The 14,181-nt window shown below is 66.1% G+C and carries 8 protein-coding genes and 1 tRNA gene; all 9 read left to right on the top strand.

Annotation, left to right across the window (positions count from 1 at the left end; translation table 11 throughout):
- Nucleotides 1–390 precede the first annotated feature (390 nt).
- The 9 genes from EST26_RS00045 to EST26_RS00005 all read left to right on the top strand — a co-directional run bounded on the left by EST26_RS00045 (nucleotide 391) and on the right by EST26_RS00005 (nucleotide 14,153).
- On the top strand, nucleotides 391–1,554 hold the full coding sequence (locus EST26_RS00045) for a TolC family protein (protein ID WP_291064393.1): 1,164 nt from the start codon (nucleotides 391–393) through the stop codon (nucleotides 1,552–1,554).
- Nucleotides 1,551–3,119 carry an efflux RND transporter periplasmic adaptor subunit gene (locus tag EST26_RS00040; protein ID WP_291064392.1) on the top strand — a complete coding sequence of 523 codons (1,569 nt, stop codon included), beginning with the start codon at nucleotides 1,551–1,553 and terminating at the stop codon, nucleotides 3,117–3,119. The genes EST26_RS00045 and EST26_RS00040 overlap by 4 nt, the downstream gene beginning before the upstream one ends.
- A 78-nt stretch (nucleotides 3,120–3,197) precedes the next feature.
- Complete coding sequence (locus EST26_RS00035) at nucleotides 3,198–6,344, top strand: efflux RND transporter permease subunit (RefSeq protein WP_291064391.1); 3,147 nt, start codon at nucleotides 3,198–3,200, stop codon at nucleotides 6,342–6,344.
- Between the two features lie 84 nt (nucleotides 6,345–6,428).
- Nucleotides 6,429–6,848: a hypothetical protein gene (locus EST26_RS00030; protein WP_291064390.1), complete on the top strand. Its 420-nt coding sequence runs from the start codon at nucleotides 6,429–6,431 to the stop codon at nucleotides 6,846–6,848.
- Between the two features lie 559 nt (nucleotides 6,849–7,407).
- Complete coding sequence (locus EST26_RS00025; protein ID WP_291064389.1) at nucleotides 7,408–8,922, top strand: hypothetical protein; 1,515 nt, start codon at nucleotides 7,408–7,410, stop codon at nucleotides 8,920–8,922.
- 123 nt (nucleotides 8,923–9,045) lie between these two features.
- A protein-coding gene (gene prfB / locus EST26_RS00020) for a peptide chain release factor 2 (RefSeq protein ID WP_291064806.1) occupies nucleotides 9,046–10,150 on the top strand; the annotation gives its coding sequence in 2 pieces (ribosomal slippage) (nucleotides 9,046–9,126 and nucleotides 9,128–10,150; 1,104 coding nt in all).
- 11 nt (nucleotides 10,151–10,161) lie between these two features.
- Nucleotides 10,162–12,906, top strand: a complete 2,745-nt coding sequence (gene pepN / locus EST26_RS00015) for an aminopeptidase N (protein WP_291064388.1) — start codon at nucleotides 10,162–10,164, stop codon at nucleotides 12,904–12,906.
- A 140-nt stretch (nucleotides 12,907–13,046) separates the two neighbouring features.
- Complete coding sequence (locus EST26_RS00010) at nucleotides 13,047–14,066, top strand: class 1 fructose-bisphosphatase (RefSeq protein ID WP_291064387.1); 1,020 nt, start codon at nucleotides 13,047–13,049, stop codon at nucleotides 14,064–14,066.
- Between the two features lie 11 nt (nucleotides 14,067–14,077).
- Nucleotides 14,078–14,153 (top strand) — tRNA-Thr (locus EST26_RS00005).
- Nucleotides 14,154–14,181: the final 28 nt, after the last annotated feature.

Genomic DNA, 14,181 nt, shown 5'->3' with positions numbered 1-14,181 from the left:
GTTTTTACCGTCTTTTTGCCCCATAGCTTGGCTATGGGGCGGCAAATCCGGCAAAAACTGTCCTCGCTGGGGCCGATTTTCGCTTTCGACGCCCCAAGTCCGACAGGCCCCAAGCGCCAAACCCGCTTGTCACCTGCGCGCGCCGGTGTTCTTCGTACCCCCTGTTTTTTCACGAGGAAAACCATGCGACTCGCGCGCCCCCTATCCCTATTTGTTTGCAGCTTTTGTCTGCTCGCGCTGCCCGCCGCAGCCTGGGCCCAATCCGAACCCGGCGCGGCGACGCGACCGGCCCTAACGGGCATGACTTTAAAAGGCGCCCCAAAAAATGAAAGTCATGCCCGTTCTCCCTCACCCCCAACCCCTCTCCCGCACGCGGGAGAGGGGAGCGAAGTGAGTCGCGGCCCGACTTTCACGTTAAGCGAGGCCGAAGCGATCCGCATGGGTCTGGCCCGCAGCGACCTGAACGCCCTCGAGCAAAGCCTGCGCCAAGGCGCACAGGCCGATCTGCTCGCTGCCGGGCAAGGCCCGAATCCGGTACTGAGTTACAGCCGCGAGCGGGCCGGCGACGCCGCCGGCACGGTCGAACAAGGGCTGATGCTGAGCCAGACTTTCGACCTGGCGGGGCGGCGCGGCCTGCAGCGCCAGGCGGCGCAGCGTCGGCTGGACGCGGTGGACGCCGAGCGTCACGTGCGCATGACCGAACGCGCCAGCGAAATTCGGCGCCAATTCCATGCCGCCTTGTACCGACAGGCGGTGAGCGAGGCCACGCAGGCCTGGGAGCAGGAATTTGCCCGCATCGAGGCTTTGGTGGACAAACTGGTGCGCGCCGGCCAGGCTTCGGCTTTCGACCGCCAGCGGCTGGCGCTGGAGCGCGCCGCTTCGCAAGCCCGGCTGGCCAGCGAACGCGCCGAACTCGAGCGCACCCGGGCGCGGCTGGCGCAACTGCTCGAAACCCCGGCGCTGCCTGCGCTCACTGGCGAGCTGTTGCCGCCCTGGGCCGATCTGGAACAGGCTTTGCTGCAACTGGAGCACAACCCGACCCTGCTGGCGCTGGCGCGACGCGCCGAAGCGGCCGAGTTCGAGCAAAGCGCCGCTGCCCGCGGCTGGCTGCCTGAGGTGAACCTGGGCGTGGGCCAGCGCTGGACGCGCAGCGCCACCGAGCGCCACCAGGGCCTGAGTGTGGCGCTGAGTGTGCCGCTGCCGCTGCACGACCGCCAGCAGGCCGCGCAGCAGCGCGCCGGTGCCGAAGCGATGCGCTGGCGCGCCGAGCACCGGCTGGCGCACAGCAAAGCCAGCAGCGAGCTGCGCAGCCTGCACCGCCAGACCGAACAACTGCGCAGCGCGGCGCTGCAATTCCGCGCTCAGGCGACCCAGCCGCTGCCGCGCCTGCTGCGTGTGGCCGAACTGGCCTACCAAGGCGGCGAGTCCAGCCTGCTGGAGCTGCTCGACGTGCACCGCAGCGCGCTGGAAACCCACATCAACGGACTCGCCCTGGAACACCGGGCACGCGAAGTCCACATCGACTACGAGCAAACGAAAGGGAGCACCGAATGACACACCGCAAACACCACCGCCTGGTCTGGGGCAGCCTGCTTGCCGCTGCCGCCTTGAGCCTTTTGTCAGGCTGCGACGACCACGGGCACCCACACAACGGTGCCGCCGGCGCGCACGCCGAGCAGCCCGGCCCCGGGGTGGAAAAACTGACTAACTTCAGCCAGCACACGGCGCTGTTTGTCGAATTTCCGCGCCTGGTGGCGGGCCAAGCATCGCCCTTCCTGGTGCGCCTGAGCACGCTGACCGACTTCAAAGCCCTGGCCGCCGCCAGCGTGAGCGCCCACCTGAGCAGCCCCGGCCAGCCCGACCTGGTGTTTGCCGTCGACAGCGCCAGCCAGCCGGGCATTTTTCGCCTGCCGGTCAAGCCCGTTCAGGCGGGCGATTACGAGTTGCGCATCGAGGTCAAGACAGCGGCTTTCAGTGTCACGCACCTGCTCGGCCCGGTGACGGTGTTTGCGGACCCGCAGGCGGCTGCGGCCGACCCGCTGCCGCACGACGACGACGCCATCACCTTCACCAAAGAACAACAGTGGAAGGTCGACTTTGCCAGCGCCGAAGTGGGCCTGCGCCCGATTCGCGCCGCCGTGGCCGCCACCGGCAACGTGCGCGCCAACCCGCAGGGCGAAGCCTTGCTGAGCGCGGCCGCCACCGGCCGCATTCAAGCCGCCGGCAGCTTCCCGCAACTCGGGCAGACGGTGCAAAAAGGCCAGTTGCTGGCCTACCTGGTGCCGCGCCTGGGTGGCGACACCGACCTGGCCAGCCTGCGCGCCGCCGCCCGCGCCGCCGAGGTGGAAAAAGCGCTGGCCGACCAGGAGCTGGCGCGGCTGGAGCAGCTCTACCGCGAAGGGGCGCTGGCGCAGCAGCGCGTGCTCAACGCGCGCGCCAGCGCAGCCCTCAGGGCCAGCGCGCAGGACGCCGCACAACAACGCCTGGGCCAGTTCGGTGGCGCCAGCGGCGGGGTGCCGATTCGCGCTGCGCAAAGCGGCACCCTGGTCGACGTGCGCGTTGCGCCGGGCGCCTTCGTGCAAGAAGGCGCGCTGCTGTTTCACATTGCCGACCGGCGTTCGCTGTGGCTGGAGCTGCGGGTGGCCGAGTCCGATCTGGCCCGACTCGGTCAGCCGGTCGGTGCCAGCTTTCGCGTCGCCGGGGCGAGCGAGGGCATTGAAATCGTTCCCGGCCAAAACGGACGGCTGGTGGCGGTGGGTGGCGTGATCGATCCGATCAGCCGCACGCTGCCGGTGGTGTTCGAGCTGAGCGGCGCCAGCAGCAGCGCGCTGCCGATCGGCATCGCCGTGCAGGCGCAGGTGTTCAGCGGGCAGGCGGCCCCGGTGCTGGCCATTGCGGCCGACAGCGTGATCGACGAAAACGGCTTGTCGGTGGTGTTCGTGCAGACCGGCGGCGAGTCCTTCGAGCGCCGCACGCTGCGCCTGGGCGCGCGCGAAGGCGACTGGGTCGAGGTGCTCGACGGCTTGCAGCCGGGCCAGCGCGTGGTTTCGCGCGGCGCCTGGCTGATCAAGCTCGCCGCCACCGGCGCGGCCGCCATCGGCCACGGCCATGCCCACTGAGCGGAGCCGCCCCATGACACACACCCTTGTTTTGTGGGCCGCTGGCCGGCCCAACCCACCCCAGTTGCAGGAGGCCACATGATTGGTCACATCATCGCGTGGTCACTGCGCAACCGGTTTTTCGTCATCGCCGCCGGCCTGCTGTTGCTGGCCTGGGGCGGCTGGCAAACCGCCCGAATGCCGGTCGACGTCTTCCCCGACCTGACCGCCCCCAGCATCACGGTGGTGACCGAAGCGCACGGCATGGCGCCCAGCGACGTTGAAAACCTGGTCACCTACCCGATCGAGACCGCGCTCAACGGCGCACCCGACGTGCGCCGCGTGCGCTCCACCACCAAGATCGGCCTGTCGGTGGTGACGGTGGAGTTCGAATGGGGCACCGACCTGTTCCGCGCCCGCCAGGTGGTGGCTGAGCGGCTGCAACTGGCGCGGGCGGCGCTGCCGCCCGACATCGAGGCGCCCAGCATGACGCCGGCGGCGTCCATCATGGGCGAGATCATGTTCATTGCGCTGGCCTCAAAGCAGCACTCGACCATGGAGCTGCGCAGCACCGCCGAGCAGGTGATACAGCGCCGCGTGCTGGCGGTCCCCGGCGTTGCCGAGGTGATGTTGATCGGCGGCGACACGCGGCAGTTCCAGGTCACGCTCGACCCGCAGCGTCTGGCCACGCAGGGGGTGACGGTCGATCAGGTGGCGCAGGCGCTGGCCGACTCGAACCAGAACACCTCGGCCGGCTTCATGGTCACCGGCGGCCAGGAGTACCTGATTCAGGGCCTGGGCCGCATCGAGTCGCTGGCCGACATAGCCAACACCGTGGTGGCCCAGCGCGGCGGCCAGCCGGTGCTGGTGCGCCACGTGGCGCAGGTTGACACCGGCGCCGCACCCAAACGCGGCGTCGGCTCGCACAACGGCCAGCCGGCGGTGATTCTGGGCATTCAGAAGCAGCCCGGTGCCAACACGCTGGAGCTGACCGCACGGCTGGACAGCACGCTGGAGACGATTCAGGCCGGCCTGCCGAGCGGCATGAAGATCGATCGCCACATCTTCCGCCAGGCCGACTTCATCCGGGTCTCGATCGACAACCTCGCGCTGGCGCTGCGCGACGGCGCGATTCTGGTGGTCGCCATCGTGTTTGCCTTTTTGCTCTCGGCGCGCGCCACCGCCATCAGCCTGGTGGCGATTCCGCTCTCGCTGGTGACGGCGATCCTGGTCATGAAGGCGCTGGGTGTCACGCTCAACACCATGACGCTGGGCGGCATGGCGATCGCGCTCGGCGCGCTGGTCGACGACGCCATCATCGTGGTGGAAAACATCGTGCGCCGCTTGCGCCAGAACCTGCTGCTGGAGCCGGCGCAGCGCAGCGGCACGCTGCAACTGGTGTACCAGGCCACGCGCGAAATCCAGGGCTCGATCGTGTTTGCCTCGCTCATCATCATCCTGGTGTTCGTGCCGCTGTTTTTTCTGCCCGGCGTCGAAGGGCGGCTGATTGCCCCGCTCGGGCTGGCCTACGTGGTCTCGCTGGCCGCTTCGCTGGTGGTGGCCATCACCGTCAGCCCGGTGCTGGCTGCGCTGCTGCTGCCCAGCTCAAGAGCGGTGCGCAACAACACCGAGCCGCGCTTCATCCACCTGCTGCGCAGCGGCTACCGCCGCGTGCTCGACGCCAGCCTGGCCCACTGGAAGCTGGTCGTCGCCCTGAGCGTGGCCTGCTTGCTGGCCGCGCTGGTGGCGCTGCTGCTGGCCGGGCGTGCCTTTTTGCCCGACTTCAACGAGGGCACCCTGACCGTTGGCATGGCCACCGTGCCGGGCACCGCGCTGGAGGAGTCCGACCGGCTCGGCCGCATGGTGGAAAACATCCTGCTCTCGCACCCCGAGGTGGTGGCCACGGCGCGGCGCACCGGCCGCGCCGAGGGCGACCCGCACGCCATGGACGTGTCGGCCTCGGAGCTGGAGGTGACGCTGAACATGGGTGAGCGCAGCAAGGAGGACTTCCTGGCCGCGCTGCGCGCCGACCTGGCGCTCGTGCCCGGCAGCCAGATCGTCATCGGCCAGCCGATCTCGCACCGCATCGACCACATGCTCTCGGGCAGCCGATCGAACATCGCGATCAAGATTTTCGGCCCCGACCTGCAAGAGCTGCGCCGCCTGACGCAAGAGATCAAGGCGATCGCGCAAGGGGTGCCGGGGGCGGTTGACGTCAGCGACGAGCAGCAGATCGACATTCCGTTCCTGACCATCCGCCTGCACCGCGAGGCGCTGGCGCAACACGGCCTGAGCGTGCGCGAAGTCTCGCAAGCAATCGAAACCGCCTTCTCCGGCCGCAGCGTCAGCCGGGTGCAGCAAGGCCAGGCGGCCTACGACCTGGTGCTGCGCTACGACCCGACGGTGCGGGCCCACATCGAAGCGGTGCGCGCCACCCTGATCAGCACCGCCGACGGCGCGCGCCTGCCGCTGTCGGCGCTGGCCGACATCCGCAACGACCGCGCGCCCTACTCGATCAGCCGCGAAAACGTGCAGCGCAAAATGGTGGTGATGGCCAACGTGGCCGGGCGCGACCTGGTCAGCGTGGTGAGCGACATCCGCACCCAGGTGGCCGCCGCTGTCACGCTGCCCAGCGGCTACCACATCGAGTACGGCGGGCAGTTCGAGAGCGCACAGGCCGCCACGCGCAGCCTGATGCTGCTGTCGGTGGCGGTCACCATCGGCATTTTTCTGCTGCTGTTCATTGCCTTTCACAGCGTGCGCGACGCGCTGCTGGTGATGATCAATCTGCCGCTGGCCATGATCGGCGGCGTGATCGGCGTGTTCGCGGTCGGCGGCGTGCTGTCGGTGGCGTCCATCATCGGCTTCATCACGCTGTTTGGCATTGCCACCCGCAACGGCGTGATGATGATCTCGCACATTCACCACCTGGTGCGGCACGAAGGGGTGCGCGACGCCAGGCTGGCGGTGCAGCGCGGCGCCGAGGAGCGGCTGGTGCCGATACTGATGACCGCCCTGGCCACCGGGCTGGCCCTGGTGCCGCTGGGCCTGGCCGCCGGCCAGCCCGGCAGCGAGATTCAGGCCCCGATGGCGGTGGTGATTCTGGGCGGCCTGGTCAGCTCGACGCTGCTCAACATGGTGGTGGTGCCCGCACTTTACCTGCGCTTTGGCGCCGTGCACCAGATGATCAAAGAGGCCCAAGCGCCGAGCCAGCGTGTGGTGGAAAGCATAGACACCAGCTACTGATCCGGCCGCTTCCAAGCGCATCGCCTGCGCCCTTTCTTTCTCTCTCTTTTTCTTTCTTTCTTTCTTTTTCAACCGGAGCTTCACATGAAAACCTCTCTCTGCAAATTCAAAGCATTCACCGCCGCCGGTCTGGGCGCCGCCTGCATCGGCCTGCTGGCCAGCGCGCCCGCCTGGGCCGGCCCGGGCGCGGCCGGCCACGACCACGGCCCCCAGCACGGCGGCGTGGTGCGCGAGGTGAAAAACCTGAACTACGAGCTGGTGGCCCAGCCCAAGCGCCTGACGCTGCACGTCAGCAGCCACGGCAAGCCGGTCTCGACCGCCGGCGCCAGCGCGCAGGCCACCCTGTTTGCGGGCAACGAGCGGGTGACGGTCAAGCTGGCGCCGGCCGGTGAAAACCGCCTAGTGGCCGAGGGCAACTTTCGCACCGGCGTGGGCGTGCGGGTGGCTGTGGACCTCACCCTGGCCGGCCAGCAGCCGACCCGGGTGAACTTCAACCTGCGCTAACGCCCATACCCGTTCAGATAGAGCGCCATCCGTTCCCCCTTCGGGCTGAGCCTGTCAGCCCGAAGGGGGAACGCTCGTTGCTGGCGTCATGACGCGCCACCCGCCACCCGCTCCTTGCTCCCCGCTCCTTGCTCCCTGTTCCCCGTTCGGGCTGAGCCTGTCGAAGCCCATGCCCACCCTTCGACCGGCCTGTCCTGAGCCTGGCCTGTCCTGAGCTTGGCCTGTCCTGAGCCTGTCGAAGGGTCGAAGGGTCGAAGGAAGCTTGTCGAAGGAAGCTTGTCGAAGAAAGCAAGGCGTCAACATACGCGATCTGCTTGGGGTATTGGTAGAGCGCCAGCAGCAGGCAGACCTTGACTTGGTCCGATGCGGTAAGCAGCCGAACTTAAACATGTCGTCGGCACAGCCCTGATTCCAGAGATGGCTGTTGACGTCGCGCAGCGCCAAGTCGCCGGTGCGCCACCAACTGCAAGAGGGGTCGCCTCTGAACCGGGCCCGGGTAGCGGCCCAGTTGGGATGAACCTGTAACTTCTGTGTCGTGCTGCCCTGCGACAATGGCACCATGACCGACGCGTTCGCTTTTCTAAATCAATTCTGGTTCACGCTGCTGCTGCTGATTCCGGTCGTGCTGGTGGCGCGCGCGGTGGTGGCGGGATCGTTCTACTCGCCCATCCTCATCATCGTGGTGTTTGGCCTGAGCCTGGGTGCCTTGTTGGTACTGACCCAGGCCGGCACGCCCGGCCTGCCCGACTTTTACTTGCTGGGTTTGCTCGGGCGCGCCACCATCATCGCGCTGGCGGCCTCATTCTTCGTCGGCGGGCAGGAGCTGCGACGCCTGTTTGGCCGTGCACAGATGGAGACCGACAACTCCATGCTGCCCAACAAGACCGAGGTGCTTCTGGGCACCGGCCGCACCCAGTTGTTTTTCATCGTGCGCGCTTTCTTCGTGCTGCTGGGCGTGGACGCCTGCGTGCGCGTGCTGCTGGGCACGGGCGGCGATCAGGCCGCCATTTTTCCCTTGCTGGCCTACCTGGGGCTGGTGTTCGCGGCGATCGTGATCGACCCCGGCGCTCAGGTCGAGAACAAGCGCCGCTATCTGGGCAAAGGCGCACTCGAACTGTTGCTGCTGATTCTGGCATTGGCGGCAGCCAGCCTGATCGCCATGCGCGTGCGCGAATATGCGGCGTTTCCGCCCATCTTCTTCATCATGCTGATGGCGATCTTGCTGGGCTGGCTCTGCCCGCGTTGGCGCCATGGACCGGCGCTGCGCGCGCTGCTGTTTGGTGGCATTCCGGTGGTGCTGGCGGCCAACTTCCTGGTCGGCGGCTCGCTGCTGCTGCAAGCCCTGGCACTCGACGGCGTCTCGGTGTTGCTGCTGTACGGCTTCTTCGGCCAACTGATGTGGATGTTTGGCGGCATCTCGCTGCTGATGCTGCTGGGCCATACGACGGCGGTGCGCAATCTGGCACCCGGCATGGCCGGCGCGCTCTCGCACGCCGGCCTGACCGGCGCCTGCACCGCCGGCGACATGGGCGAGATTGCGCAGCGGCGCGCACCTATCATGATTGGCGTGCCCTTCTTCGGCCACGTGTTCTTGTTCGCCATTTTGGCCTTCAGTCTGGAAACCGGTCGGCTGCTGCTGTGGCCGACGGCACTGGCGGCCTTGTGTGGTGTCGTCCTCAGCGCGCTCGCGTTTGGGCAACTGCGCCGCGCCGGCGGCGATGACCGCGCCGAGGTCAAGGCTCTGATGCTGTTCTCGTTCGGCTGGCAACTGACTGCAATGTTCGGCGGCTTGGTGTTGTTGTCGGGCCTGCCGCTGGCCGACGCGGCCATGGCCGCCAGCTCGTCGCTGTCGCACTTCGGTCTGTTTGCCGCCCTGCAGGGCGGCTTGTTCGGCCCCGAGGCTGCCTTGCTGATTGCCTTCGTGTTTGCCATGCCGTTTCTGGTCCACCCCTTTGTATTCTTTCTGTTCGGGCGCGGTATGGCGCGCGGCGGCGACATACCGCGCCGACCCGCCTATGCCCTGGCTCTGCTCGGCGTCTGCGGCGTGCTGGTGACGCTGCTGGGTTTTTCCTGAGCGCAAGCCGCTCAAAGCTTGGCACACCGGGGCAGTCGGCGCGCTGAGCTTGAACCACCCAGCACAATCAAACGTGAGAAAATTGTGCTTTTATCCCTCTCTCATTCAAAGCGCACCCCCATGATTGAAGCCGAACGCAGCAACGCCATCCGCAGCCAACTGGCCGACCTGAGCCAGCGCGTGATTGAACTCCGGGGGTATCTTTGACTACGATGCCAAGGCATTGAAACTCAAAGAAGTCGAAGCGGCACTGGAAGACCCCAAGGTCTGGGACGATCCCAAGCGCGCCCAAGACCTGGGCAAAGAGAAAAAAATGCTCGAAGGCGTGGTGCTGGCGCTCGATCGCCTCAGCAGCGAGCTGTCGGACAACACCGAGTTGTTCGCGATGTCGAGCGAAGACGGTGACGCCGCCGGCCTCCTCACCATAGAGAGTGAAGCCGCCCAAATCGCAGCCGAGGTGGAAAAACTCGAATTCCGTCGCATGTTCAACAACCCGGCCGATCCGCTGAACTGCTTTGTGGACATCCAGGCTGGCGCCGGCGGCACCGAAGCCTGCGACTGGGCCAGCATGCTGCTGCGCCAGTACCTGCGCTACGCCGAACGCAAAGACTTCAAGACCACTCTGGAAGACGAAACCCCGGGTGACACCGCTGGCATCAAAAGTGCCACCATCAAGGTCGAAGGTGAGTACGCCTTTGGCCTGTTGCGCACCGAAACCGGCGTACACCGGCTGGTGCGCAAGAGTCCGTTCGACTCTTCGGGCGGGCGCCACACCTCGTTCGCGTCGGTGTTCGTGTACCCCGAAGTCGATGACTCGATCGAGATCGACATCAACCCGTCCGACGTGCGAACCGACACCTTCCGCGCCTCCGGCGCCGGCGGCCAGCACATCAACAAGACCGACTCGGCGGTGCGCCTGACGCACATGCCGACCGGCATCGTGGTGCAGTGCCAGGACGGCCGCAGCCAACACAGCAACCGCGACGTGGCCTGGAAGCGCCTGCGCTCGCGCCTGTACGACTTTGAGCTGCGCAAGCGCATGCTAGAACAGCAAAAACTCGAAGACAGCAAGACCGACGTCGGCTGGGGACACCAGATTCGATCCTACGTGCTGGACAACAGCCGCATCAAAGACCTGCGCACCAACGTCGAGATTTCAGCCACGCAAAAAGTGCTGGACGGCGATCTCGACCCCTTCATCGAAGCCTCGTTGAAGCAAGGCGTTTGACAAGAACCCCCATGAGCTCATCGCGTCAAGACCCTCCCAGCGTGGTGCACCGCCAGGACTACGCCGCCCCGGCTTTTCTGATCGACAACGTCGATCTGTGTTTCGATCTCGACCCGGCCAAGACCCGGGTGCTCAACAAAATGCGGCTGCGCCGCAACCCCGCGCAGCCCGCGCAGGCGCTGCGGCTCGACGGCGAAGAGCTGCAACTCGCGCGCGTGCTGCTCAATGGCGCAGGCTGCTCGTTCAAGATCGAAGGCTGCCAACTGGTGCTGGAAAACCTGCCGACCGACGACGACCCGTTCGAGCTGGAAATTTTCAGCACCTGCGCGCCGGAAAAAAACACCCATCTGATGGGCTTGTACGTCAGTCAAGGCACGTTTTTCACCCAGTGTGAAGCCGAAGGTTTTCGCCGCATCACCTACTTTCTGGACCGCCCCGACGTGATGGCCAGCTTTAGCGTGACGCTGCGCGCCGACCCGGCCCAGTACCCGGTGCTGCTGTCCAACGGCAACCTGGTCGAGCAGGGCACGCTGCCCGACGGCCGCCACTTTGCGCGCTGGGTCGATCCGCATAAAAAACCCTGCTACTTGTTTGCCCTGGTGGCCGGCCAACTGGTGGCGCGCGAGCAGCGCATCACGGCGCGCAACGGCAGCGAGCACCTGCTGCAAATTTATGTGCGACCGGGCGACATGGACAAGACCGAACACGCCATGGCCTCGCTGATCGCCAGCGTGGCCTGGGACGAAGCGCGCTTTGGCCTGGCACTCGATCTGGAGCGCTTCATGATCGTGGCCACCTCCGACTTCAACATGGGTGCGATGGAGAACAAAGGCCTCAACATCTTCAACGCCAAGTACGTGCTGGCCAATAGCTCCACCGCCACCGACGCCGACTTCGCCCACATCGAGTCGGTGGTCGGCCACGAGTACTTCCACAACTGGAGCGGTAACCGCGTGACCTGCCGCGACTGGTTCCAACTCAGCCTGAAAGAAGGTCTGACGGTCTTTCGCGACCAGGAATTCAGCATGGACTTGTGCGCCGATGCGTCGGCGCGCGCGGTCAAGCGCATCGAGGACGTGCGCGTGCTGCGCACCGCCCAGTTTCCGGAAGATGCCGGCCCGATGGCGCACCCGGTGCGGCCCGACAGCTACGCAGAAATCAACAACTTCTACACCGTCACGGTGTACGAAAAGGGCGCCGAAGTGGTGCGCATGATGCAGACCCTGGTCGGGCGTGCCGGCTTTGCCGCCGGCATGAAACGGTATTTCGAGCGCCACGACGGCAGCGCCGTCACCTGCGACGACTTTGCCCAGGCGATGGCCGACGCCAACCCGCACAGCGATCTGGAGCGCCTGCTGCCGCAGTTCATGCGCTGGTACAGCCAGGCCGGCACGCCGCGCCTGCACGCCCGCGGCGAATACGACGCCGCCGCGCGCAGCTACACGCTCACGTTTTCGCAAAGCTGCGCGCCCACACCCGGCTCGGCGCCGAAAGAACCGTTCGTGATCCCGCTGACTCTGGGTCTGCTCGATGCCGACGGGCGCGAACTGCCGCTGCAACTGGCGCACGAAAGCTGCGCCACAGTCGGCAGCCGCACCCTGGTGCTGACCGAAGCCAGCCAGCGCCTGACTTTCGTCAACATCGACGCCCAACCCCTGCCCTCGCTGCTGCGCGGATTCTCGGCCCCAGTGCTGCTCGACTTCGACTACAGCGACGAGCAATTGCTCGGCCTGCTGGCCTGTGACAGCGACCCGTTCAACCGCTGGGAAGCAGCACAGCGCCTGACGCTGCGCCGCGCCCTGCACGCCGTTCTGGCCAGCGGCGCACCAACGCGCGAACCGCTGGACGCGGCCTGCCTGCACGCCTTGCGTGCCGTGCTGCGCCACCCGGAGCTGGACGCGGCATTCAAAGAGCTGGTGCTCACCCTGCCGTCCGAGAACTACTTGGCCGAGCAGCTCGACGTGGTCGACCCGCCGCGCATTCACGCCGTGCGCGAAGCCATGCGCACACAACTCGCCCAGGCACTGCACGACGACTGGGTCTGGGCCTACGAAAACCACAAAGACAGCGGCGCCTACCGTCCCGACCCGCGCAGCAGTGGCCGGCGCGCCCTGGCCGGCCTGGCGCTGGGCATGCTGTGCCTGGCTGCAAGCGAAAACGACCCTTCGACCCTTCGACCAGGCCAAGCTCAGGACAGGCCAAGCTCAGGACAGGCGGTGTGGCCTGGCAAGGCGCTGCAACGCTTCAAAGACGCCGGCAATATGACCGACCGCTTCAATGCGTTGTCGGCCCTGGTGCGCAGCGGGCAGCCGCTGGCGCAGGACGCGCTGGCGCGCTTTCATGCCTTGTTCAAGCACGATGCTCTGGTGCTGGACAAGTGGTTTGCCGTGCAAGCAGGCGCCCCCGAGCGCACCGGCCAGGTGCTGCCCGTCGTGCGACAGCTCATGGCGCACCCGGACTTCAATCTGAAAAACCCAAACCGTGCGCGCAGCCTGATCTTTAGCTACTGCAACGCCAACCCGGCCGCTTTCCACCGCAGCGACGCCGCCGGCTACGTGTTCTGGAGCGAGCGCGTGCTCGAAATCGACGGCTTCAACCCGCAACTCGCCGCGCGTCTGGCGCGCGCGCTCGACCGCTGGAAAAAGCTCGCCGAACCCTACCGCAGCGCGGCGCGCGAAGCCATCTCCCGCGTTGCCGCCAAGACCGATTTAAGCAAGGACGTGCGCGAAGTCGTTACGCGCGCACTGACCGATTAACGGGCATGACTTTGAAAGCCACCCCGGAAAATGAAAGTCATACCCGTTCTCCCTCACCCCCAACCCCTCTCCCGCACGCGGGAGAGGGGAGCGAAGTGAGTCGCGGCCCGACTCTCACGTTAACCCCATCAGGAACCCCCATGACCCAACGCATCGCACTGACTCGCTATCTGGTCGAACAACAGCGCGTGCACGGCCGCATACCGCCAGAGTTGCGGCTGCTGCTCGAAGTGGTGGCGCGCGCCTGCAAAAGCATCAGCCAGGCCGTCAACAAGGGCGAGCTCGGCGGCGTGCTGGGTACGGCGCAGACCGAAAACGTGCAGGGCGAGATGCAAAAACAACTCGACATCATCGCCAATGACGTGCTGATCGAGGCCAACGAATGGGGCGGCCACCTCGCGGCCATGGCGAGCGAGGAAATGGACGGCATTTACCCGGTGCCCAACCGCTACCCGCAGGGCGAGTACCTGCTGCTGTTTGACCCGCTCGACGGCTCATCCAATATCGATGTCAACGTCAGCATCGGCACCATCTTCAGCGTGCTGAAAAAACCAGAACACCCGCCCGGCCAGAACCACGGCGTGAGCGAACAAGACTTCCTGCAACCCGGCAGGGACCAGGTGGCAGCCGGCTACTGCGTCTACGGCCCGCAAACCACCCTGGTGCTGACAGTGGGCAACGGTGTTGATTTGTTCACGCTCGACCGCGAGCAAGGCTCTTTCATGCTGACCAGGGAACAACTGCAAATCCCGCCCGACACGCAAGAGTTCGCCATCAACATGAGCAATATGCGGCACTGGGACGCGCCGGTCAAACGCTACGTGGACGAATGCCTGGCAGGACTGGGCGGCCCGCGCGGCAAGGACTTCAACATGCGCTGGGTGGCCTCCATGGTGGCCGACGTGCACCGCATCCTCTCGCGCGGCGGCGTCTTTCTGTACCCCTGGGACAAGCGCGATCCCGGCAAGCCCGGCAAGCTGCGGCTGATGTACGAAGCCAACCCCATGGGTTGGCTGGTCGAACAAGCCGGCGGCGCCGCCAGCAACGCCCGCCAGCGCATTCTGGACATCCAGCCTAACCAACTGCACGAACGCGTCAGCGTGATCCTAGGCTCCAGAAACGAGGTCGACCGAATCACCAGCTACCACACCGGGCTATAATGGAAGGCGTTGCCGGTGTAGCTCAGTCGGTAGAGCAGCTCATTCGTAATGAGAAGGTCGGGTGTTCGATTCATCTCTCCGGCACCAATTAAATCAACAACTTAGCCCAACTCAC

The sequence above is a fragment of the Hydrogenophaga sp. genome (assembly GCF_014773545.1).
Taxonomy (GTDB): domain Bacteria; phylum Pseudomonadota; class Gammaproteobacteria; order Burkholderiales; family Burkholderiaceae_C; genus Hydrogenophaga.
The sequence above is the reverse complement of the archived record's forward strand: the minus strand, read 5'-3'. Positions and strand labels throughout refer to the sequence as shown.